General features: G+C 64.3%; 23 protein-coding genes. 15 read left to right on the top strand and 8 right to left on the bottom strand.

Annotated features, from left to right (window positions below; all coding sequences use genetic code 11):
* Nucleotides 1-5: 5 nt before the first annotated feature.
* Together ACNFCI_RS09400 and ACNFCI_RS09395 are read right to left on the bottom strand one after the other, a co-directional pair.
* Entirely contained in the window at nt 6-1412 is a 1407-nt protein-coding gene (locus ACNFCI_RS09400) for an NAD(P)/FAD-dependent oxidoreductase (protein ID WP_324812652.1), read from the bottom strand.
* Nucleotides 1413-1495: 83 nt separating this feature from the next.
* The gene (locus tag ACNFCI_RS09395) at nt 1496-2917 is read right to left on the bottom strand and encodes an MFS transporter (protein ID WP_368829106.1); all 1422 of its coding nucleotides are present in this window, start codon (nt 2915-2917) and stop codon (nt 1496-1498) included.
* Nucleotides 2918-3097: 180 nt separating this feature from the next.
* On the opposite strand from ACNFCI_RS09395, the gene ACNFCI_RS09390 reads away from it, so the two are divergent.
* Both ACNFCI_RS09390 and ACNFCI_RS09385 read left to right on the top strand, forming a co-directional pair.
* On the top strand, nt 3098-3667 hold the full coding sequence (locus ACNFCI_RS09390) for an SPOR domain-containing protein (RefSeq protein WP_084855603.1): 570 nt from the start codon (nt 3098-3100) through the stop codon (nt 3665-3667).
* Nucleotides 3668-3800: 133 nt separating this feature from the next.
* Nucleotides 3801-4226 (top strand): GTP pyrophosphokinase, encoded by a 426-nt coding sequence (locus ACNFCI_RS09385; protein WP_084855786.1) that lies wholly within the window; start codon nt 3801-3803, stop codon nt 4224-4226.
* A 3-nt stretch (nt 4227-4229) separates the two neighbouring features.
* Here ACNFCI_RS09385 and ACNFCI_RS09380 read toward each other — a convergent pair whose 3' ends face one another.
* The 3 genes from ACNFCI_RS09380 to ACNFCI_RS09370 all read right to left on the bottom strand — a co-directional run bounded on the left by ACNFCI_RS09380 (nt 4230) and on the right by ACNFCI_RS09370 (nt 6453).
* Nucleotides 4230-4922 (bottom strand): endonuclease, encoded by a 693-nt coding sequence (locus ACNFCI_RS09380; protein ID WP_084855602.1) that lies wholly within the window; start codon nt 4920-4922, stop codon nt 4230-4232.
* A gap of 6 nt (nt 4923-4928) precedes the next feature.
* Nucleotides 4929-5171 (bottom strand): DUF1654 domain-containing protein, encoded by a 243-nt coding sequence (locus tag ACNFCI_RS09375; protein WP_084855601.1) that lies wholly within the window; start codon nt 5169-5171, stop codon nt 4929-4931.
* Nucleotides 5172-5364: 193 nt separating this feature from the next.
* Complete coding sequence (locus tag ACNFCI_RS09370; protein WP_084855600.1) at nt 5365-6453, bottom strand: asparaginase; 1089 nt, start codon at nt 6451-6453, stop codon at nt 5365-5367.
* A 354-nt stretch (nt 6454-6807) separates the two neighbouring features.
* Here ACNFCI_RS09370 and ACNFCI_RS09365 point away from each other — a divergent pair, with 354 nt between their 5' ends.
* The 7 genes from ACNFCI_RS09365 to ACNFCI_RS09335 all read left to right on the top strand — a co-directional run bounded on the left by ACNFCI_RS09365 (nt 6808) and on the right by ACNFCI_RS09335 (nt 13814).
* A complete protein-coding gene (locus ACNFCI_RS09365; RefSeq protein WP_084855599.1) occupies nt 6808-7764 on the top strand; it encodes a sugar ABC transporter substrate-binding protein in 957 nt (318 codons plus the stop codon).
* Nucleotides 7765-7782: 18 nt separating this feature from the next.
* Entirely contained in the window at nt 7783-9336 is a 1554-nt protein-coding gene (locus ACNFCI_RS09360) for a sugar ABC transporter ATP-binding protein (protein ID WP_084855598.1), read from the top strand.
* A complete protein-coding gene (locus ACNFCI_RS09355; protein WP_084855597.1) occupies nt 9333-10328 on the top strand; it encodes an ABC transporter permease in 996 nt (331 codons plus the stop codon). Before ACNFCI_RS09360 ends, ACNFCI_RS09355 begins: the two co-directional genes overlap by 4 nt.
* Before the next feature lie 4 nt (nt 10329-10332).
* Nucleotides 10333-11355, top strand: a complete 1023-nt coding sequence (locus tag ACNFCI_RS09350; protein WP_368829105.1) for a LacI family DNA-binding transcriptional regulator — start codon at nt 10333-10335, stop codon at nt 11353-11355.
* Between the two features lie 9 nt (nt 11356-11364).
* Entirely contained in the window at nt 11365-12273 is a 909-nt protein-coding gene (gene rbsK / locus ACNFCI_RS09345; RefSeq protein ID WP_368829104.1) for a ribokinase, read from the top strand.
* Entirely contained in the window at nt 12270-12668 is a 399-nt protein-coding gene (gene rbsD, locus ACNFCI_RS09340; protein ID WP_084855594.1) for a D-ribose pyranase, read from the top strand. Before rbsK ends, rbsD begins: the two co-directional genes overlap by 4 nt.
* Nucleotides 12669-12806: 138 nt before the next feature.
* The gene (locus ACNFCI_RS09335; RefSeq protein WP_368829103.1) at nt 12807-13814 is read left to right on the top strand and encodes a nucleoside hydrolase; all 1008 of its coding nucleotides are present in this window, start codon (nt 12807-12809) and stop codon (nt 13812-13814) included.
* On the opposite strand, the gene ACNFCI_RS09330 is transcribed toward ACNFCI_RS09335, so the two are convergent.
* On the bottom strand, nt 13786-13998 hold the full coding sequence (locus ACNFCI_RS09330; protein ID WP_084855592.1) for a hypothetical protein: 213 nt from the start codon (nt 13996-13998) through the stop codon (nt 13786-13788). The genes ACNFCI_RS09335 and ACNFCI_RS09330 overlap by 29 nt on opposite strands.
* A 263-nt stretch (nt 13999-14261) precedes the next feature.
* Between ACNFCI_RS09330 and ACNFCI_RS09325 the strand changes: the two genes are divergently transcribed.
* Nucleotides 14262-14585, top strand: a complete 324-nt coding sequence (locus ACNFCI_RS09325) for an I78 family peptidase inhibitor (RefSeq protein ID WP_084855591.1) — start codon at nt 14262-14264, stop codon at nt 14583-14585.
* A 148-nt stretch (nt 14586-14733) separates the two neighbouring features.
* Here ACNFCI_RS09325 and ACNFCI_RS09320 read toward each other — a convergent pair whose 3' ends face one another.
* Nucleotides 14734-14946 carry a cold-shock protein gene (locus tag ACNFCI_RS09320; protein WP_084855590.1) on the bottom strand — a complete coding sequence of 71 codons (213 nt, stop codon included), beginning with the start codon at nt 14944-14946 and terminating at the stop codon, nt 14734-14736.
* A gap of 161 nt (nt 14947-15107) precedes the next feature.
* Nucleotides 15108-15410, bottom strand: coding sequence for a hypothetical protein (locus ACNFCI_RS09315; protein ID WP_368829102.1), 303 nt, complete (start codon nt 15408-15410; stop codon nt 15108-15110).
* A 337-nt stretch (nt 15411-15747) separates the two neighbouring features.
* Between ACNFCI_RS09315 and thrS the strand changes: the two genes are divergently transcribed.
* The 5 genes from thrS (at nt 15748) to pheS (ending at nt 19989) form a co-directional block, all read left to right on the top strand.
* Complete coding sequence (thrS, locus tag ACNFCI_RS09310; RefSeq protein WP_084855588.1) at nt 15748-17670, top strand: threonine--tRNA ligase; 1923 nt, start codon at nt 15748-15750, stop codon at nt 17668-17670.
* On the top strand, nt 17670-18221 hold the full coding sequence (gene infC / locus ACNFCI_RS09305) for a translation initiation factor IF-3 (RefSeq protein ID WP_172402975.1): 552 nt from the start codon (nt 17670-17672) through the stop codon (nt 18219-18221). Before thrS ends, infC begins: the two co-directional genes overlap by 1 nt.
* Nucleotides 18222-18281: 60 nt before the next feature.
* A complete protein-coding gene (gene rpmI, locus ACNFCI_RS09300; RefSeq protein WP_003250667.1) occupies nt 18282-18476 on the top strand; it encodes a 50S ribosomal protein L35 in 195 nt (64 codons plus the stop codon).
* Between the two features lie 28 nt (nt 18477-18504).
* The gene (gene rplT / locus ACNFCI_RS09295) at nt 18505-18861 is read left to right on the top strand and encodes a 50S ribosomal protein L20 (protein WP_003250671.1); all 357 of its coding nucleotides are present in this window, start codon (nt 18505-18507) and stop codon (nt 18859-18861) included.
* A gap of 111 nt (nt 18862-18972) precedes the next feature.
* Entirely contained in the window at nt 18973-19989 is a 1017-nt protein-coding gene (gene pheS / locus ACNFCI_RS09290; protein WP_084855587.1) for a phenylalanine--tRNA ligase subunit alpha, read from the top strand.
* Nucleotides 19990-20011 lie beyond the last annotated feature (22 nt).

Genomic DNA, 20011 nt, shown 5'->3' with positions numbered 1-20011 from the left:
GTTCCTCAGGCTTTGTCTTCGAGGCCGGCCGGGGCGAACCGGGCCAGGTAGCGGTCCATGGCGGCCGGGCGTTGCCCGGCCAGTTCCGAGCGCTCCTTGCGCAAGACGGCGTTGCGTACCAGCGAGCCGCCCAGGTAGCGGACCGGCTCCGGTGGGAAGGTGCGGCAGCTGCGCTCTACCAGCGGGCACTGGCTCCAAGGGTCGTTGCGGCCCAGCGCCAGGCTGGCGAGGATGCGCCCGCCCAGGCGGCTGGGCCCCACACCGTTGCCGCTCCAGCCGATGCCATAGTGGATGTTGTGGTGGCCGTCGAGGCGGCCGAACACCGGCAGGCTGTCGTAGGTACGGTCGATCGGCCCGGACCAGCGCGCCTCCACCGGTACGCCCCGGAGCATCGGGTAGGTCCGGTGCAGGTCGGCTTCGGTCAGTGCCAGGCTGGCCTCGTCCTCGCTGAACACCTGGCCGATACGTGAGCCGTAGCTGATGGCGCCGGTGCCTTTGCCGAAGGCGATGCGCCCGTCATGGGTGGTGCGGTAATAGTCGACCATCAGTTGCGAGTCAGTGATCGATTCGCCGCCCGTCCAGCCGATATCCCGCAGGCGGCCAGGTATGGCCTGGGTCGCCACGATCGAACTGTTGACCGGTACGATCAGCTTGGACAGCGAGGGCAGGGCGGCGGCCCAGGCGTTGACGGCCAGTACCACGGAACCTGCGCGTACGCAGCCTAGGGCCGTCTTCACGCTGGCGGGCTGGCCGGGCTCGATGTGGTGCACGGCGGTGCCCTCGTGGATCTCGACGCCGCTGGCCAGCGCCACGCGGCGCATGCCTTCGACCAGCAGGGCCGGTTGCACGGTGGCATTGCTGCGCTCGAACACGCCCGCCAGGTGCACCGATGAGCCCGTGCGCCGGGCTACCTCACGTGCGTCGAGGCGTTCGAACGGCTGCACGCCCAGGCGCTCGCAGGCGGCCAGGGTGGCGTTCCAGGTGTCGACATGCTGGGGCGTGGTGGCGGTCCACAACCAGCCGCTCTGGCGAAAATGCGCCTCGATGCCGTGGCGCTCGCAGAACGTGCCCAGCTCGGTGATGGCGTGTTCAGCGGCTTCGCCCAGCAGGCGCGCTTGGTCGGGGTCGCAGAAGCTGCGCAGGGTGCCGATCTTCGGCCACCAGGACATCACGAAGCCGCCGTTGCGACCGGAGGCGCCGCCGCCACAGACGTGCTGCTCGATCACCATCACCCGCGCGCCAGGCTCCTGCTCCTTGAGGGTCAGGGCCGTCCACAGGCCGACGAAGCCGCCGCCGATGATCACCACATCGGCGTCATGGTTGCCTTGCAGCGGCTGCGTGGCCTGTTGCAGCAAGGAGGTCGCCGTCATCCAGTGGCTGGGTTTCAAAGGCGGGGTGGGTGTCAGTTTCATTGTTGGCCCCTGGTGGTGGTTGGAAGGCTCTAGTGTTTCCACTACCCACCGGGGCGACAATTAGACGCACATAAGAATTCGTATTAGCACTTCATACGCTCGTACAAAGCATCGCGCTCGCAGCCCAGCAGCTTCCACAGGCTCGCGGCGCACGCCAGCACCGCGAACCCCACGCCGACCCACAGCGCCAGGGAAGCGCCGCGTGCCGAATACACCTGGAAGAACCCTGCCACCAGTGCCGCGCCCAATACCTGCCCGAGCATGCGCAGCGTGCTCGACAGGCCGCCGGCGCCGCCGCTGCGCTCGGCCGGGATCGAGGCGATCATGTCGCGCATGTTGGGTGACTGGAAAAAGCCGAAGCCGGCGCCGCACACCGCCATGCGCAGGGCGATCTCCCACGGCCCGGGTGAGGGTGGCAAGGTGCAAAGCAGCACCAGGCCCAGGCCGAGGATGGCCATGCCCAGCGCCGTAAGGGTGCCGGTGGCATAGCGGTCGGACAGCCGCCCGGCAATGGGCGCCATGATCGCGGCCATCGCCGGCCACGGGGTGATCAGATAGCCGGTCTGCACCTGGGAGAAACCCAACTGGTATTGCAACATGAAGGGCAGGGCGACGAACGCCAGGCTCTGGGCCGTGAGGGAGGCCCCGGCACTGGTCGCCGACAGCGCGTAGCGTGGCTCGCGCAGCAGGTCCAGCGCCAGTAGGGGCGCGGGGGTGCCGGCCTGGCGTCTGAGCAGCAGGTACAGCCCCAACCCGGCCAGCCCCATGCTGCCCAGTGTCAGACGCCACAGTGCGCCCTGGGCCAGGCCATTGATGGCATAGACCAGCGCCGCAAGGAATACCGCGCACAGGGCGGCGGCCAGCCAGTCGAACGGCCGCCCACTGGTGGGCGTGGGTGGTAGCGAGCGCAGGCCGAGGGCCACCCCGACCAACCCCAGGGGCACATTGATCAGGAACAGCCAGTGCCAGCTGCCCAGGCTCAGGATCAGGGACGCCACGCTCGGCCCGGCCGCCAGCGACGCCCCCACCACCAGGGCGTTGACGCCCATGCCACGGCCGAGCATGTGGTTGGGGAAGACGAAGCGCGTCATCGCCACGCCGACGCCGAGGATCCCGGCGGCGCTCAGGCCTTGCACCAGGCGGCCGACCAGCAGCCATTCGAACGAAGGCGCCAGCCCACAGAGCAGCGAAGCCAGGATGAACAGCACTAGCCCGGCCATGGAGATGCGCCGGTAACCGATGATGTCGCCCAGCGATGCCAGCGGCAGCAGGGCCGCGATCATGGCCAGGTGATAGATGCTCACCACCCAGATCGCCTGGGCGTCGGTGGTGCCCAGGTCGGCTGCGATGGTCGGCAGGGCGGTATTGGCGATCGCCGTTTCCAGGTTGGCCATGGCGATGTTGAGCATGATCGCGATCACGGCGATCAGCCGTTGCGGTCGGGGTACCCCTTCACCAGGGGGCGACAGGGCGGTCTGCTTGAAGGCGAACAAGGCGAAACTCATGGGCAGGTCAGGGCAATGAAGCGCGGGCCCATGGTAGGAAAAGATCGCCGAGGGCAGAAATTAAATATCGGCATCGCCTGCAGTGGGAATTCGAATTTCGCCCGCGCCTGCGACACCGACACCCTGATCGGGGGCAGCGGTCATGCTAGAATCCGCCCCTTCGAATCAGGAGGTAGACGCGTGCGCAAACTGGCGGTGGTAATGGCAGTGCTGGCCCTGGCCGGCTGTGAGAACGAGGTCGAGGGTGTACACAAGCAGGTTGCCGAATACCTGCACAACCCCAAGACGGCCAAGTTCGCCAACGTGCGGATCGACACCCAGGGCTCCATCTGCGGCCAGGTCCGCGGCAAGGACGACGCCGGGCAGTACGAGGCATACCGCAGCTACGTGGCGATCAAGCACGACGGCCAATACGAGATCATCGTCGATGAAACCGGCAACAACCTGCGCATCCGCGAAGTGTGCGGCGGTGCCGACCTGCAGCGTCGTGCCGACGCCCTGGCCGACCAGCCGGCTCCGGAAGGCTGGGATGTGGAGGTGATCCAGGGGGCCAACATGGGCGCACTGAGCGACATGACCGCACGCCTGATCGAGAAGGGCATCCCGTCGTCGGTCGAGTACCGTGACGGCAAGCCGGTGGTGCTGATGGGGCCGTTCCCCACCAAGGCCGAGGCCGAGGCGCGTAAGGCCGACGTCATGGCACGCCTGGGTACTGACTCGATCGTCATCCAGCACGGCGCCAAGCGCTGAAAGAGCCCTAGGCAGGGGCAGGACAAGCCCGCTCCCATAAGTGGATGCAAGTAGCTACAAGGGGGCGCACAGGGATAGGCAGGATTGTGCAGCTATGCTTGTGGTCAAGCAGGCTGCTGAGGGGAAGGGGCTCATGTCTACGCTGGAACGGGCCATTGCCATGGCGACCAAGGCCCACGAAGGGCAGTTCGACAAGGGTGGTGCGGCCTATATCCTCCACCCGTTGCGGGTGATGGCGCGGGTCACCACGCCGGAGCAGCGGATCGTCGCGGTGCTCCACGACGTACTCGAAGACACCCCTCTGACCCTCTCGGACCTCGCCCGTGAAGGGTTCCCCCTGAAGATCCTCGCCGCCGTGCTGGCCCTGAGCCGGCGCGATGGGGAAAGCTACGAGGCCTTCGTCATGCGTCTGGGCGTCGACCCGCTGGCGCGGCAGGTCAAGTTGGCCGACCTTGCCGACAACAGCGACCTGTCGCGCATCCCGTGCCCAGGCCCGGCCGACCTGGCCCGGCTCAGCCGCTACCAGCAGGCCAGCGCCTACTTGCAGACGCTGGCCTGAGGCTCAACCGCAGGCGTTGAGGTTCACCGGCCCGACGAAGTCATTGCCGTGCCCCATCACGCAGGCCACCCGCTGGTTACGCTGCAGTTCCCACGGCTGTGGCGGGTAGGTCTTGTTCCAGGCGTTGAACAGCTGGCGGTCCTGCTTGGACAGGCGCAGGTTGTACGTCTTGCTCATGTAGAAGTAGGTGCGCGCGATCATCCCGCGGATCGATGGGCGCGGCATCACCTTCCTGGCCTTGAAATCCACCTGGGTCAGGCAGCTGCCGTACTGGCCTTGCTGCTGGGGCAGCCAGCCGAAGCTGTAGTTGCTGCGGTCGCCATTGACCTCGCCGATGCTTGGCACCAGGTTGTGCAGGTCGGCCTCGGCACGCTTGTACACCTCGTCATGGCGCGAGCAGTTCTTGCGCCCGCCGTTTTGCCAGCACTGGCGCTGGTGGCCGATGTGCCAGGCCGGCACGATGTGTTCCCACTCGATGCGCGAGGCGCGTTGGGCATTCTTGCGTGGGGTATAGCCGCAGGAGGCCAGGTCGACCTTGTTGCCCTTGTACTTGCAGCCGCAATAGAACTCTGTGGACTGCGGCGCGTACAGCCGCCACGCGACCTTCTTGGCTTCCTGGAAGGTGCGTGGGGCGTCGGCGTGGGCGGTGGTGGCGGTGAACAGCAGGCAAGCGACAGCGAAAAGCGAAACTCTCATGCGGGGTCAGTCTTCCTTGGGCACGGTCCAGAAGATCTGCACACCGCCGTCGTCGCGATGGGCGAGGGTGACGTTGTCGTTCTCGGCGATCTCCTCGAGCAGGGTTTCCCAATCGTCGGGGGACTCGTGCTCCAGGCGGAAGATCAAGGCGGCGCGGCTGCGCTGGGCGATAGGGCTGTTGATGATCTTCTGGATACGGATACCCAGTTGTTCATAGCTGCTGGGGGTTGCTGCGGAGGTACTGGCCACGGGGCTTTTCCTTGTTTTGCTGTATGCGCATACAGTATTTCACTGTAGGTATTTTCGCAACAGCGTGTAAGGTGAAAAGCCTATATGACCGTGGTAGAGCGGTTGGTTCCGTAGTTGCGGGTACGCAAACCCGCTCCCACAGAAACCCGCGATTGGCCGGCATGCCGTGCACACCGGCCAGACCTTGCGAGTATCAGTATTCCCAGAAGATCCGCTGCAGCTCCTTGCTGTCCTGGGTCTTGGTCATCGCCACCATGGCCAGGATGCGCGCTTTCTGCGGGTTCAGGTCATGGGCCACGACCCAGTCGTTCTTGTCGTCGGGCTGCTCGGCATTGCGCAGCACGAAACCGCCCTGGTTGACGTGGGAGGAACGGATGATTTGCACGCCGTTCTTGCGCAGCTCCTGCAAGGCCGGCACCACGCGCGAGGACACCGAGCCATTGCCGGTACCGGCATGGACCAACGCCTTGGCACCGTTCTGGGCCAGCGCCTTGTACGCCGTGTCGGTCACGTTGCCGTAGCCGTAGGCGATGTCCACCTGCGGCAGGCTGTTGATCTGCTTGATGTCGAACTCGGAGTTGACGGTGTGGCGCTTGGCCGGCAGGCGGAACCAGTACGACTTGCCTTCCACCACCATGCCCATCGGGCCCCAGGCGCTCTTGAAGGCTTCGGTCTTGATGTTGACCGACTTGCTCACGTCACGGCCGGACTGGATCTCGTCATTCATGGTCACCAGCACGCCCTTGCCGCGGGACTGCGTGTCGCTGGCCACGGCCACGGCGTTGTACAGGTTGAGCATGCCGTCGGCGGACATAGCGGTACCCGGGCGCATGGAGCCGACCACCACGATCGGCTTGTCGGTCTTCTCCACCAGGTTGAGGAAATAGGCGGTCTCTTCCAGTGTATCGGTACCGTGGGTGATGACGATGCCATCGACGTCCTTGCTGTCGGCCAGTTCCGCGACGCGCTTGCCCAGCTTGAGCAGGTCGTCGTTGGAGATGCTCTCGGAGGCAATCTGCATCACCTGCTCACCGCGTACGTTGGCCAGGTCGGCCAACTCCGGCACGCCGGCGATCAGCTTGTCGACGCCCAGCTTGGCGGCCTGGTAGGTGGCGCTGTTGGCAGCGCTGGCGCCAGCACCGGCAATGGTGCCGCCGGTGGCGAGGATGACCACGTTGGCCAGCTTCTGCTGGGTTTCGGCTTCCTTGGCAGACGCGGTAGAGGGCAGGACCAGCAGCAAGGCCAGTGCGCTGGGGGCGAAGGTTTTGAGTGCAGCATTCATCGTTATTGTTCTCTCTCTTCCTGTTGAGGTTGTTGCTGTAACGCATAGGCTGTCAGGCAGGTTTCATACCAGCTTGGCCCTGCAGGAACGGCCTTGTGCCCCACCACGAACTGCCGGGGCTGCTAGGCACCCCATTGCGGCACAAGGCCGTTCCTGCAGGGTGTATTCCATTCGGAGCACCGAACAAGCGTAGGAAAAGGTGTTCGGTTTTTCGGAAATATTCCCGATAATCCCGACGTACGTGACCCGAGCCAAACCGCGTGCGGAATTTGACAAAAGCAGGTCTTGTTTCCATAGTTAGGCAACGCAAACGTTTGCGATCCGATAAAAACCACAAGATTCGGAGTCAATTCCATGAAACTGCCATTCCCTGGCCGCGTTTTGGCCCTGGCTGTGTTCTCCACGCTTTCCCTCGCACTGCCCTTGTCCGGTGCCCATGCCGAAGAGAAACCCAAGGTCGCCTTGGTGATGAAGTCCCTGGCCAATGAGTTCTTCCGGACCATGGAAGACGGCGCCAAGGCCTATCAGCAGCAACACCCCGACGACTTCGACCTGGTGGCCAACGGCATCAAGGACGAGTCCGACACCGGTAACCAGATCCGCATCGTCGAGCAGATGATCGTCTCCGGCGTCAACGCCCTGGTCATCGCCCCGGCCGACTCCAAGGCCCTGGTGCCGGTGGTGAAGAAAGCCATGGATGCCGGCATCACCGTGGTCAACATCGACAACCGCCTGGACCCGGCCGTGCTAGAGAGCAAGGGCATCAGCGTGCCCTTCGTCGGCCCCGACAACCGCAAGGGCGCACGCCTGGTCGGTGACTACCTGGCCCAGCAAAAGCTCAAGGCGGGCGACCAGGTCGGCATCATCGAAGGCGTGCCCACCACCACCAACGCCCAACAGCGCACCGCAGGCTTCAAGGACGCCATGGACGCCGCACAGATGAAGGTGGTCTCGGTGCAGTCGGGCAACTGGGAGATCGACAAAGGCAATGCGGTGGCCGCGGCCATGCTCAATGAATACCCTGACCTCAAGGCACTGCTGGCCGGCAACGACAGCATGGCCCTGGGGGCCGTCTCGGCCGTTCGCGCTGCCGGCAAGACCGGCCAGGTGCAGGTGGTGGGCTACGACAACATCCGCGCCATCAAGCCCATGCTCAAGGATGGCCGCGTACTCGCCACCCTCGAACAGCATGGCGCCGACCAGGCGGTGTTCGGCATCCAGGCGGCGTTGCAGATGCTCAAGGGCGAGAAGCCAGCGGTGGATGCCGACAACGTCATCCAGACGCCGGTCGAGCTGGTCACCCACCCCTGAGCCAGGCAGGAGTCGGCCATGTCAGCCACGGGCAACCACGCCACCCTCGCCGTCAGCGGCCTGGGCAAGACCTACACCCAACCGGTGCTCGGCGATGTGACGCTTGAACTGCGTGCCGGCGAAGTACTGGCGCTCACCGGCGAGAACGGCGCAGGCAAGAGCACACTGTCCAAGCTCATCAGTGGCCTGGAAACGCCCACCACAGGGCAGATGCGCTATCGCGGCGATCCTTATGCGCCTGGCAGTCGCAGCGAGGCCGAGCGCCTGGGTGTGCGCATGGTCATGCAAGAGCTCAACCTGCTGCCGACCCTGACCGTGGCCGAGAACCTGTTCCTCGACAACCTGCCCAGCCGCTTCGGTTGGATCAGCCGCACGCGCCTGCGCCAGCTGGCCCGTGCAGCGATGGCTCAGGTTGGCCTGGACGCCATCGACCCGGACACCCCGGTCGGCGAACTCGGCATCGGCCACCAGCAGATGGTCGAGATCGCCCGCAACCTGATCGGCGACTGCCATGTGCTGATTTTCGACGAACCCACGGCGATGCTCACCGCCCGCGAGGTGGAACTGCTGTTCACCCAGATCGAGCGTCTGCGCCAGCGCGGCGTGGCCATCGTGTACATCTCCCATCGCCTGGAAGAGCTGCAGCGCGTGGCCCAGCGCATCGCCGTGCTGCGCGACGGCACGCTGGTATGCGTCGAGCCGATCCAGCGCTACAGCAGCGCCGAGTTGGTCAACCTGATGGTCGGGCGCGAGCTGGGCGAGCACATCGACCTGGGGCGCCGCGAAATCGGCCAGACGCTGCTCAAGGTCCAAGGCCTGAGCCGGGGCGACAAGGTGCGCGACGTGTCGTTCGAGGTCAGGTCAGGGGAGATCTTCGGCATCTCCGGGCTGATCGGCGCCGGGCGCACCGAGCTGCTGCGCCTGATCTACGGCGCCGACCGTGCCGACAGCGGTCATGTCGAGCTTGGCCAGCCGTTGCAGAACGTGAACCTGGACTCTCCCAAGGCGGCCGTGCGCGCCGGCATCGCCCTGATCACCGAGGACCGCAAGGGCGAAGGCCTGCTGCTGAGCCAGTCGATCAGCGCCAACATCGCCCTGGGCAACCTGGGCGCCGTGTCCCGTGCCGGCATCCTCGACGCTGATGCCGAACGGGCCCTGGCCGAGCGGCAGATCAATGCCATGCGCATCCGCAGTGCCAGCCCCGCGCAGGCAGTGGGTGAGCTCTCCGGCGGCAACCAGCAGAAGGTAGTGATCGGCCGCTGGCTGGAGCGCGACTGCCAGGTGCTGCTGTTCGATGAACCTACCCGCGGCATCGACGTGGGTGCCAAGTTCGACATCTACGGTCTGCTGGCAGAGCTGGCCCGCCAGGGCAAGGCCTTGGTGGTGGTGTCCAGTGACCTGCGCGAGCTGATGCTGATCTGCGACCGCATCGCGGTGTTGTCCGCCGGCCGTCTGGTCGACACCTTCGACCGCGACCGCTGGAGCCAGGACCAACTGCTCGCCGCAGCCTTCGCCGGCTACCAGAAACGTGACGCGCTGCTGCATGAGGCAGCGCCCAGGATGGCCCCATGAAAATCACACCCCTCGACACCCCGGGCAACGCGCCCGTGCGCCGCAGCGCCAGCTACTTCGGCCTGGGCACCTACCTGGGCCTGGCCGGCGCCTTGCTGGCGATGATCGTGCTGTTCTCGTTCCTGAGCAGCCACTTCTTGTCCTACGCCACCTTCAGCACCCTGGCCAACCAAATCCCTGACCTAATGGTGCTGGCCGTGGGCATGACCTTCGTGCTGATCATCGGCGGCATCGACCTGTCGGTCGGCTCGGTGTTGGCGCTGGCGGCCTCGGCGGTCAGCGTGGCGATCCTCGGCTGGGGCTGGAGCCCGCTTCCCGCCGCGCTGCTGGGCATGGCCGTGGCGGCGCTGGCCGGCAGCATTACCGGTGGCATCACCGTGGCTTGGCGCATTCCTTCATTCATCGTCTCCCTGGGCGTGCTGGAAATGGCCAGGGGCCTGGCCTACCAATTCACCGACTCGCGCACCGCTTACATCGGCGATGCCTTCGCCTGGTTCTCCAACCCCATCGCCTTCGGCATCTCGCCAGCCTTCATCATCGCCTTGCTGGTGATCGTCCTCGCCCAGCTGGTGCTGACGCGCACCGTGTTCGGCCGCTACCTGATCGGCATCGGCACCAACGAGGAGGCCGTGCGCCTGGCCGGCATCGACCCGCGCCCGTACAAGGTGCTGGTGTTCGCCCTGATGGGCCTGCTCGCGGGCCTGGCCGCGCTGTTCCAGGTCTCCCGCCTGGAGGCCGCCGACCCCAATGCCGGCGCGGGCCTCGAGCTGCAGGTGATCGCCGCCGTGGTGATCGGTGGCACCAGCCTGATGGGCGGGCGCGGCTCGGTCATCAGCACCTTCTTCGGCGTGCTGATCATCTCCGTGCTGGCCGCGGGGCTGGCGCAGATCGGCGCGTCGGAGCCGACCAAACGCATCATCACCGGGGCGGTCATCGTCATCGCCGTGGTGCTCGACACTTACCGTAGCCGGCGTGCAGGCCGGCGGAACTGAACCCATGGCAACCATCAAAGACGTCGCGGCACTGGCAGGTATCTCCTATACCACCGTGTCCCATGTACTGAACAAGACCCGCCCGGTCAGCGAGCAGGTGCGCCTGAAGGTCGAGGCGGCCATCGCCGAGCTCGACTACGTGCCCAGCGCCGTAGCCCGTTCGCTCAAAGCGCGCAGCACGGCCACCATCGGCCTGCTGGTACCCAACAGCGTCAACCCGTACTTCGCCGAACTGGCCCGGGGCATCGAGGACGGCTGCGAACGCAACGGCTACTGCGTGATCCTCTGCAACTCCGACGACAACCCGCAGAAGCAGCGTAGCTACCTGCGCGTGCTGCTGGAAAAACGCATCGACGGCCTGATCGTCGCCTCGGTGGGCGAGGACCGCGACCTGCTGGAGAGCCTGACGGGCGTACGCACGCCCATGGTCATCGTCGACCGCGCCCTGGAAGGTGTGGATGCCGACCTCGTGCGCATCGACCACGAGCAGGGCGGCTACCTCGCTACCCGCCATCTGCTGGACCTGGGCCATCGCGACATCGCCTGCATCGGCGGGCCGGCGGACACCGGTGCCAGTCAGCTGCGCCTGGCGGGCTTTCGTCGGGCCATGGCCGAGCAGGGAGTGGAGGTGCCGCAAGACCGCGTGCTGCATTGCGACTTCAGCAGCCCCGGTGGCCATGTCGCCGCCGGGCGCCTGCTCGACGGCGCGCGCCCGACGGCGATCTTCGCCGGCAACGACATGATCGGCTTCGGCGTATTGCGCGCCGCCGCCGAGCGCAACATCAGCGTGCCTGGCGAACTATCGGTGATCGGCTTCGACGACATCGAACTCAGCCGCTACGTCTACCCGCCGTTGACCACGGTCGGGCAGTCGATTCGCGAGCTGGGCGAGAGCGCTGCGCAGTTGCTGCTGTCGCGCATCGCCACGCCTCGCAGTGGTGACGCCGAGCAACGCATCGTCGCCCCACGCATCGTGCTGCGCGAGTCCACCGGGCCGCGCCCGGACCTGTTCAATGATTACCGCTAAGGAGGTGCCATGAGCGCGAAGGTCGTGGTGGTCGGCAGCCTCAACATGGACCTGGTGGCCCGCGCCCAGCGCCTGCCCCGGGCCGGCGAGACCCTGGCCGGCGACAGCTTCTTCACCGTGCCTGGCGGCAAAGGTGCCAACCAGGCGGTGGCCGTGGCACGCCTGGGGACGAGCGTGGCGATGGTCGGCAACGTCGGCGACGACGCCTACGGCCAGCAATTGCGCCAGGCCTTGGCGCACGAAGGCATCGACTGCCGGGCGGTCGGCGTGTGCGAGGGCGTTTCCAGTGGCGTGGCGCTGATCACCGTGGATGCCGCGAGCCAGAACGCCATCGTCATCATTGCCGGCGGCAATGGGCTGCTGACGCCGGAGGCCGTGCAGCGTTTCGATGCGTTGCTGCAGGCGGCCGAGGTGATCATCTGCCAGCTGGAAGTGCCCATGGCCACGGTGGCCTGGACCCTGGCCCGCGGGCGCGAACTGGGCAAGACAGTGATCCTCAACCCGGCACCAGCCACCGGCCCGTTGCCGGCGGACTGGTTCACGCATATCGACTACCTGACCCCCAACGAAAGCGAAGCCCATGCCCTGACCGGGCTAGCCGTCACCGATCTCGACAGCGCCCGTAGCGCCGGCGAACGGTTGCTGGCCCTCGGCGCGGGCAAGGTGATCGTCACCCTGGGCGCGCAGGGGGCTTTGTTCGTCACGCCGGCGGGTAGCCGCCACTTCCCCGCGCCGGTGGTGCAGCCGCTGGACACCACGGCGGCAGGCGATACCTTCATCGGCGGCTTTGCCGCGGCCCTGGTGCGCGGTCTGGAGGAGGGCGACGCCATTGCCTTTGGCCAGCGTGCCGCGGCCTTGTCGGTGACCCGTGCCGGTGCCCAGCCCTCGATTCCCTACCTGGCGGAGCTGGTGCCATGAAAAAGGCCGGGGTGCTGAACATCGCGCTTTCGCGGGTGATCGCCGGGCTCGGTCATGGCGATATGCTGGTAATCGGTGATGCCGGGTTGCCAGTACCGCCTGGGATCGAGTTGATCGACCTGGCAGTGGTGCCGGGTGTGCCGGATTTCGCCAGTGTGCTGCGGGCGGTGTTGGCCGAGATGCAGGTGGAGCGGCATGTGCTGGCCGAAGAGATGCTCGACATCGCACCGCCAGCGCTGGTGGTGGTGCAGCAATGCTCGGGGCAGCTCGGCTCGCAGGCACTGTTGTCGCACCAGGCGTTCAAAGAGCTCTGCCGACAGGCCAAGGCCGTGGTGCGTACCGGCGAGTGCAAGCCCTACAGCAATATTGCCCTGATAGCTGGCGTTACCTTCTAGGGCGCAGCGCAGGGCAAGCCTGCTCCCACAGGTAGGGCGGTGTCTTTGAAGCAGCACAGGACAGGTGGGAGCCGGCTTGCCGGCGATTGGGCCGCAGCGCGGCCCCAAAAACATCTCAAAGGCAACAAGGAGTGCCTCATGCTAAAGCACCTGCTACAAGGAGCCATCCTCATGTCTATCCTCGCCACTGCTCCCCTGCAGGCCGCCCCGCGCGACCTGATCATCGACACCGACCCCGGCGCCGACGACGTGGTGGCCCTGTTCCTGGCCATGGCCTCCCCGGACGAGCTCAACATCCGCGCCATCACCACCGTCGCCGGCAACGTGCGCCTGGCCAAGACCTCGCGCAACGCCCGCCTGGCCCGTGAATGGGCGGGTCGCGAGGATATCCCAGTCTACGCCGGGGCAGGGCGCCCGCTGGTGCGCAAGCCGATCTACGCTGCCGATGTGCACGGCGAAGAAGGCCTGGAAGGCGTCACGGTCCATGAGCCCCGGCAAGGCCTGGCCCAGGGCAACGCCGTGCAGTACCTGGTCGACACCCTGTCCAGCGCCGAGCCCCACAGCATCACCCTCGCCATGCTCGGCCCACAGACCAACCTGGCCCTGGCCTTGATCCAGAAGCCCGAGATCGCCAAGGGCATCAAGGAAGTGGTGGTGATGGGCGGTGCGCACTTCAACGGCGGCAACATCACCCCGGTGGCCGAGTTCAATCTCTACGCCGACCCCCATGCCGCCGAAGTGGTGCTGGCCAGCGGCGTGAAGCTCACGTATGTGCCCCTGGACCTCACTCACAAGGTGATCACCAGCGAGGCCCGCTTCAAGCAGCTGGCCGCCGTCAACAACCAGGCCAGCCGGCGCGTGGTGGATATCCTCAATGTCTACGTCAAGCGCGACATGGACCTGTACGGCATGCCCGGCGGCCCGGTGCACGACGCCAGCGTCATCGCCTACCTGCTCGAGCCCGAGCTGTTCAGCGGCCGCCGCGCGCACATGGTGATCGACAGCCGCGAAGGGCCGACCTTCGGCCAGACCGTGGTGGACTGGTACGCCGTGCTCAAGCAACCTGCCAACGTTTTGTGGTTGAACGAAGGCGACGCCCAGGGTTTCTTCGACCTGCTCAGCGCGCGCCTGGCTCGATTGCGATAGCCGCGTGCGGTGCGTAGCGCTCGAACACCTGCTCGATGAAGCTGCGCGCCGCCTCGCTGCCGCGGTCGCGCACCAGCAGGTCGATGGCGATCAGTAGCAATTCCTCGGGGGTACCGGGGCTGTAGGCGCTCTGGCCCTCGGCCCATTTGACCTTGATGTCGGCATCGATGCTGTGGCTGCTCATGGAAGGCTCTCGTGGCGGGCCCGGGCTGTGGGTCGAACACCTGACCTTGGCATTCGAAGGGAGGCGTGGTGCGCTCCGCTTGCAGCAGTAAATCATGCCTTGGCCTTGGGCGCACAGTGGCATGCCGGGCATCCGTCGCAAAATCCGGTCACGATTGGCTTTTGGCCTGGGGGCCTCGCTTCAGGCAGACTTGTCCGGTTTTGCAACAAATGTGGAATGGAACTGTCGCATTAGGCAGTTCCCGTGATCGATTAGGAGGATTCATGTTCCGTACCCGTGCTTACCTGGCGACCTTGCTGGCGGCTGCAGTCCTGGCAGGTTGCAGCACAGGCGGTTCCTCGGGCGGTGGCGACAAGGCCCCGACCACCCCGGCCGACAATGGCGGGCGCTGCGAAGCCAGCGCGGCCGACTTCACCCTCGGTAAGCAGGCCACCCCCGAATTGCTCGAGCAGGCCCGCAAGGCCAGCGGCTCGCAGCTGGCGCGCATCCTCAAGCCCCACGACGTCATCACCCTGGAGTACCGCTCCGAGCGGCTGAACCTGAACGTCGATGACAAAGGCGTCGTCACCCGCGTCAACTGCGGCTAGCGAGCCCGTGAAGCCTGCTTCTCAGGTGCAGCGCCACCTGGGGGAGCCGGCTTGCCGGCGATAGGGCAGTTTCGCCGCCACAGCAATACCAGCATGACACCCACAAAAAACCCGCCACGAAGGCGGGTTTTTTGCGTTTCTATCCGAATTACTCCGGACGAACCTGCGCAGCCTGCATGCCCTTCTGACCGCGCTCGGCAACGAAGGAAACGGACTGGCCCTCTTTCAGGCTCTTGAAGCCGTCGGATTCGATGGCCTTGAAGTGTACGAACAGGTCGTCGCCGCCGCCTTGTGGGGTGATGAAGCCGTAGCCTTTTTCATCATTGAACCATTTGACGGTGCCGTTTTGGCGATTGGACATGGGGTGAATCTCCAGAAACATGATTTTTATCGAGGGTGCAATGTCGCCGAGGCTACGCAGCACCGGCCACATCATAGTCTAATTCTGCGCATCTAGCGCCTGTTACCTTCGCAGGATACTGATCTGCGACAAACAATGTATAAATCGCCCGCCAAAAGGCCTCAGCCTTTTGGCGCGCAGGCCTGTTTCACGGCGCTCTGGGCCCGCTGCATCAGCTTGGCGTCCACGCCGTCCTTGCTGTCGAGGTCTTCGATTTCCGCCTTGGTGAAGTTTTTCTCGATGGCGTCGGCGCCACACTTGCAATGCTGGTCGGCCGTCTTGGCATCGACGCCTTGCGCGGTGGCCACCCGGACACATTGGTCCATGTAGGCGCCTTTCTTGCCAGCAGGCCATTCTGCCTGGGCCGCCAGCGGCAGCAGTAGGGCGCTGGCAGCCGTCAGCGCCAGAAGAGACTGAAGTCGCATAACCACACACTCCTTGGGTTGAGTCTCATCAAGAGTAGGATGCTTCAGAGACTCTGAGGTGGAATTTTCCGAACAAGTTCACCGAAGCGGTGTAATTTCCAAATATTTCTGCCTGGCGCCCAAGCCGCGTGCTAGGATGCTCGGCTTGCAGCGCATCCATACGCGGCCTGCATTCCATTTATCATTTTCCAGTCACTCTGGTTCGTCCCTGGCAGGCCGAAAGGTCTCTGCCACTGTGAGGCAGGCTTTCCCGCGGGAAAGGCAGGGCGGATCTTGTACTGGCTCATCCCAACCCATGTGACCTTTGGTAGGGGTCACCACTAGGAGAGGAGGCGCCATGCCCGTAATTACTCTTCCCGATGGCAGTCAACGTTCGTTCGACAAGGCCGTCACCGTTGCCGAAGTCGCCGCCTCCATTGGCGCGGGCCTGGCCAAGGCCACCCTGGCCGGCAAGGTCGACGGCAAGCTGGTCGACGCCTGCGACCTGATCGAGAACGACGCCACCCTGCAGATCATCACCCCTAAAGATGAAGAGGGACTGGAGATCATCCGCCACTCGTGCGCCCACCTGGTCGGCCACGCGGTGAAGCAGTTGTACCCGACCGCCAAGATGGTGATCGGCCCGGTGATCGACGAAGGCTTCTACTACGACATCGCCTACGAGCGCCCCTTCACCCCTGAAGACATGGCCGCCATCGAACAGCGCATGCAGCAGCTGATCGACAAGGACTACGACGTCGTCAAGAAGATGACCCCGCGCGCCGAAGTCATCGACGTGTTCAAGCGTCGTGGCGAAGACTACAAGCTGCGCCTGGTCGAGGATATGCCCGACGAGCAGGCCATGGGCCTGTACTACCACGAAGAATACGTCGACATGTGCCGTGGCCCGCACGTGCCGAACACCCGCTTCCTCAAAGCCTTCAAGCTGACCAAGCTGTCCGGCGCCTACTGGCGCGGCGATGCCAAGAACGAGCAGCTGCAGCGTGTGTACGGCACCGCCTGGGCCGACAAGAAGCAGCTGGCCGCCTACATCCAGCGCATCGAGGAAGCCGAGAAGCGCGACCACCGCAAGATCGGCAAGCAGCTCGACCTCTTCCATCTGCAGGAAGAAGCTCCGGGTATGGTGTTCTGGCATGCCAACGGCTGGACCGTGTACCAGGTGCTCGAGCAGTACATGCGTAAGGTCCAGCGTGAGAACGGCTACCAGGAAATCAAGACCCCGCAGGTCGTCGACCGCATCCTCTGGGAGCGCTCCGGCCACTGGTCCAACTACGCCGAGAACATGTTCACCACCTCGTCGGAAAGCCGCGACTTCGCGGTCAAGCCGATGAACTGCCCGTGCCACGTGCAAGTGTTCAACCAGGGCCTCAAATCGTACCGCGACCTGCCGCTGCGCCTGGCCGAGTTCGGTGCCTGCCACCGCAACGAGCCGTCCGGCGCCCTGCACGGCATCATGCGCGTGCGTGGCTTCGTGCAAGACGACGCGCACATCTTCTGCACCGAAGACCAGGTGAAGAAGGAGGCTGCCGACTTCATCAAGCTGACCCTGGACGTCTACAAGGACTTCGGCTTCACCGACATCGCCATGAAGCTCTCCACCCGTCCCGCCAAGCGCGTGGGCTCCGAAGAGCTGTGGGATCGCGCCGAAGGCGCCCTGGCCGATGCGCTGAACGAGTCGGGCCTGGAGTGGGAATACCAGCCGGGCGAGGGCGCCTTCTACGGCCCGAAGATCGAGTTCACCCTGCGCGACTGCCTTGGCCGTAACTGGCAGTGCGGTACCCTGCAGTACGACCCGAACCTGCCTGAGCGTCTGGACGCCAGCTACATTGCCGAAGACAACAACCGCAAGCGCCCGGTCATGCTGCACCGTGCTATCCTCGGCTCCTTCGAGCGCTTCATCGGTATGCTGATCGAGCACTACGCGGGCGTGTTCCCGGCGTGGCTGGCGCCAACCCAGGCGGTGATCATGAATATCACCGACAAGCAGGCCGATTTCGCGCTCGAGGTGGAAAAAACGCTGAACGGAAGCGGTTTCCGTGCCAAGTCCGACTTGAGAAATGAGAAGATCGGCTTTAAAATCCGCGAGCATACTTTGCTCAAGGTCCCATACCTTCTGGTTATAGGGGACCGCGAAGTCGAAACGCAGACCGTTGCAGTGCGTACCCGTGATGGCAAAGACCTGGGCTCCATGCCCGTCTCCCAATTCACCCAACTGCTCGCTGAAGCCGTGGCTCAGCGCGGTCGCCTAGAATCGGAGTAATGACTATTAAGCGTGAAATGAGAAACGATAAACGAACTGCACCGAAAGCCCCGATCAACGAGAATATCTCGGCACGCGAGGTTCGGTTAATTGGCGCTGACGGCGAGCAGATTGGCATCGTCTCGATTGATGAAGCGCTGCGTATCGCTGATGAAGCGAAGCTGGATCTGGTGGAGATCTCTGCAGACGCGCAACCGCCTGTCTGCAAGGTGATGGACTACGGCAAGCACCTCTTCGAGAAGAAGAAGCAGGCTTCCGAGGCCAAGAAGAACCAGAAGCAGATCCAGATCAAAGAAATCAAGTTTCGTCCAGGGACGGAAGAAGGGGATTACCAGGTAAAACTACGCAACCTGGTACGTTTCCTTAGCGATGGGGACAAGGCCAAGATCTCTCTGAGATTCCGCGGCCGTGAGATGGCCCACCAGGAGCTGGGCATGGAGCTGTTGAAGCGGGTCGAAGCTGACCTCGCTGAATACGGCACCGTTGAGCAGCATCCGAAGATGGAAGGACGCCAGCTTATGATGGTCATCGCCCCCAAAAAGAAGAAGTAATCTCCCGGGCACGGCAGGCCTGATGATTATGTGTAATTTTATCGAATGCGGAGTTCCAACATGCCAAAGATGAAAACCAAGAGCGGTGCTGCGAAGCGTTTCCTGAAAACCGCTTCCGGCTTCAAGCACAAGCACGCTTTCAAAAGCCACATCCTGACCAAAATGTCGACCAAGCGTAAGCGTCAACTGCGCGGTGCCAGCCTGCTGCACCCGTCTGACGTGGCAAAAGTCGAGCGCATGCTGCGCGTACGTTAATTCTGGTCAACGATAGAGGAAGTTACTCATGGCTCGTGTAAAGCGTGGCGTCATCGCTCGTAAGCGTCACAAGAAAATTCTGAAACTGGCTAAAGGCTACTACGGTGCGCGTTCGCGCGTATTCCGCGTTGCCAAGCAAGCGGTCATCAAGGCTGGCCAATACGCCTACCGTGACCGTCGCCAGAAGAAGCGTCAGTTCCGCGCTCTGTGGATCGCTCGTATCAACGCCGGTGCCCGCACCAACGGTCTGTCCTACAGCCGTCTGATTGCTGGCCTGAAAAAGGCGTCGATCGAAATCGACCGCAAGGTTCTGGCCGACCTGGCAGTGAACGAAAAAGCGGCGTTTGCTGCGATTGTCGAGAAAGCTAAAGCCGTCCTGGCTTAAGTACCCACGACAATCATCCGGCGGCGCTGTGCGCCGTCGGGTGTAAAACGTCATCGATAGGGGAAGAGCTTTCAAAAGCTCTTCCCCTATTTTCGTATCTGGAGTCTGTACATGGAAAACCTGGACGCGCTGGTTGCCCAAGCCCTCGAGGCCGTGGAACGCGCTGAAGACATCACTGCCCTGGAACAGATCCGGGTCCAATTCCTCGGCAAGAAGGGCGAGCTGACCCAGGTGATGAAGACCCTGGGCAACCTGCCAGCCGACGAGCGCCCCAAGGTCGGCGCGCTGATCAACGACGCCAAGGAACGCGTCACCGACGTGCTCAACGCACGCAAGGCCGCCTTCGAAGAAGCCGAGCTCAACGCTCGCCTGGCCGCCGAATGCATCGACGTGACCCTGCCAGGCCGTGGCCAGACCACCGGTGGGCTGCACCCGATCACCCGTACTCTCGAGCGCATCGAGCAGTTCTTCACCCACATCGGCTACGGCATCGCCGAAGGCCCTGAGGTCGAAGACGACTACCACAACTTCGAAGCGCTCAACATCCCCGGCCACCACCCGGCCCGGGCGATGCACGACACCTTCTACTTCAATGCCAACATGCTGCTGCGCACCCACACCTCGCCGGTGCAGGTGCGGACCATGGAGGCCAGCCAGCCGCCGATCCGCATTGTCTGCCCGGGCCGGGTGTACCGCTGCGACTCGGATATCACCCATTCGCCGATGTTCCACCAGGTCGAGGGCCTGCTGGTCGACCGCGGCATCAACTTCGCCGACCTCAAGGGCACCATCGAGGAATTCCTGCGGGTGTTCTTCGAAAAAGAGCTGGCGGTACGCTTCCGTCCGTCGTTCTTCCCCTTCACCGAGCCGTCTGCCGAAGTTGACATGGAGTGCGTGATGTGCTCCGGCAAAGGCTGCCGCGTGTGCAAGCAGACCGGCTGGCTCGAGGTCATGGGCTGCGGCATGGTGCACCCGAACGTGCTGCGCATGTCTGGCATCGACCCTGAAGAATTCCAGGGCTTCGCCTTCGGCATGGGCGCCGAGCGCCTGGCCATGCTGCGCTATGGCGTCAACGATTTGCGTCTGTTCTTCGACAACGACCTGCGGTTCCTCGCCCAATTCCGCTAGGCCCGATCGACGCACTTTCTAG

The sequence above is a fragment of the Pseudomonas sp. NY15356 genome (assembly GCF_048068175.1).
Lineage (GTDB): Bacteria > Pseudomonadota > Gammaproteobacteria > Pseudomonadales > Pseudomonadaceae > Aquipseudomonas > Aquipseudomonas putida_K.
Note: the sequence above shows the minus strand (reverse complement) of the source record. Positions and strands in the feature narration are given on the sequence as shown.

Bases quoted from the DNA above. Each gene is read 5' to 3' on its own strand.
- ACNFCI_RS09400 (WP_324812652.1), bottom strand. From the start codon at position 1,412: ATGAAACTGACACCCACCCCGCCTTTGAAACCCAGCCACTGGATGACG.
- ACNFCI_RS09395 (WP_368829106.1), bottom strand. From the start codon at position 2,917: ATGAGTTTCGCCTTGTTCGCCTTCAAGCAGACCGCCCTGTCGCCCCCT.
- ACNFCI_RS09385 (WP_084855786.1), top strand. From the start codon at position 3,801: ATGTCTACGCTGGAACGGGCCATTGCCATGGCGACCAAGGCCCACGAA.
- ACNFCI_RS09380 (WP_084855602.1), bottom strand. From the start codon at position 4,922: ATGAGAGTTTCGCTTTTCGCTGTCGCTTGCCTGCTGTTCACCGCCACC.
- ACNFCI_RS09370 (WP_084855600.1), bottom strand. From the start codon at position 6,453: ATGAATGCTGCACTCAAAACCTTCGCCCCCAGCGCACTGGCCTTGCTG.
- ACNFCI_RS09365 (WP_084855599.1), top strand. From the start codon at position 6,808: ATGAAACTGCCATTCCCTGGCCGCGTTTTGGCCCTGGCTGTGTTCTCC.
- ACNFCI_RS09360 (WP_084855598.1), top strand. From the start codon at position 7,783: ATGTCAGCCACGGGCAACCACGCCACCCTCGCCGTCAGCGGCCTGGGC.
- ACNFCI_RS09355 (WP_084855597.1), top strand. From the start codon at position 9,333: ATGAAAATCACACCCCTCGACACCCCGGGCAACGCGCCCGTGCGCCGC.
- ACNFCI_RS09350 (WP_368829105.1), top strand. From the start codon at position 10,333: ATGGCAACCATCAAAGACGTCGCGGCACTGGCAGGTATCTCCTATACC.
- rbsK (WP_368829104.1), top strand. From the start codon at position 11,365: ATGAGCGCGAAGGTCGTGGTGGTCGGCAGCCTCAACATGGACCTGGTG.
- rbsD (WP_084855594.1), top strand. From the start codon at position 12,270: ATGAAAAAGGCCGGGGTGCTGAACATCGCGCTTTCGCGGGTGATCGCC.
- ACNFCI_RS09335 (WP_368829103.1), top strand. From the start codon at position 12,807: ATGCTAAAGCACCTGCTACAAGGAGCCATCCTCATGTCTATCCTCGCC.
- ACNFCI_RS09330 (WP_084855592.1), bottom strand. From the start codon at position 13,998: ATGAGCAGCCACAGCATCGATGCCGACATCAAGGTCAAATGGGCCGAG.
- ACNFCI_RS09325 (WP_084855591.1), top strand. From the start codon at position 14,262: ATGTTCCGTACCCGTGCTTACCTGGCGACCTTGCTGGCGGCTGCAGTC.
- ACNFCI_RS09320 (WP_084855590.1), bottom strand. From the start codon at position 14,946: ATGTCCAATCGCCAAAACGGCACCGTCAAATGGTTCAATGATGAAAAA.
- ACNFCI_RS09315 (WP_368829102.1), bottom strand. From the start codon at position 15,410: ATGCGACTTCAGTCTCTTCTGGCGCTGACGGCTGCCAGCGCCCTACTG.
- thrS (WP_084855588.1), top strand. From the start codon at position 15,748: ATGCCCGTAATTACTCTTCCCGATGGCAGTCAACGTTCGTTCGACAAG.
- infC (WP_172402975.1), top strand. From the start codon at position 17,670: ATGACTATTAAGCGTGAAATGAGAAACGATAAACGAACTGCACCGAAA.
- rpmI (WP_003250667.1), top strand. From the start codon at position 18,282: ATGCCAAAGATGAAAACCAAGAGCGGTGCTGCGAAGCGTTTCCTGAAA.
- rplT (WP_003250671.1), top strand. From the start codon at position 18,505: ATGGCTCGTGTAAAGCGTGGCGTCATCGCTCGTAAGCGTCACAAGAAA.
- pheS (WP_084855587.1), top strand. From the start codon at position 18,973: ATGGAAAACCTGGACGCGCTGGTTGCCCAAGCCCTCGAGGCCGTGGAA.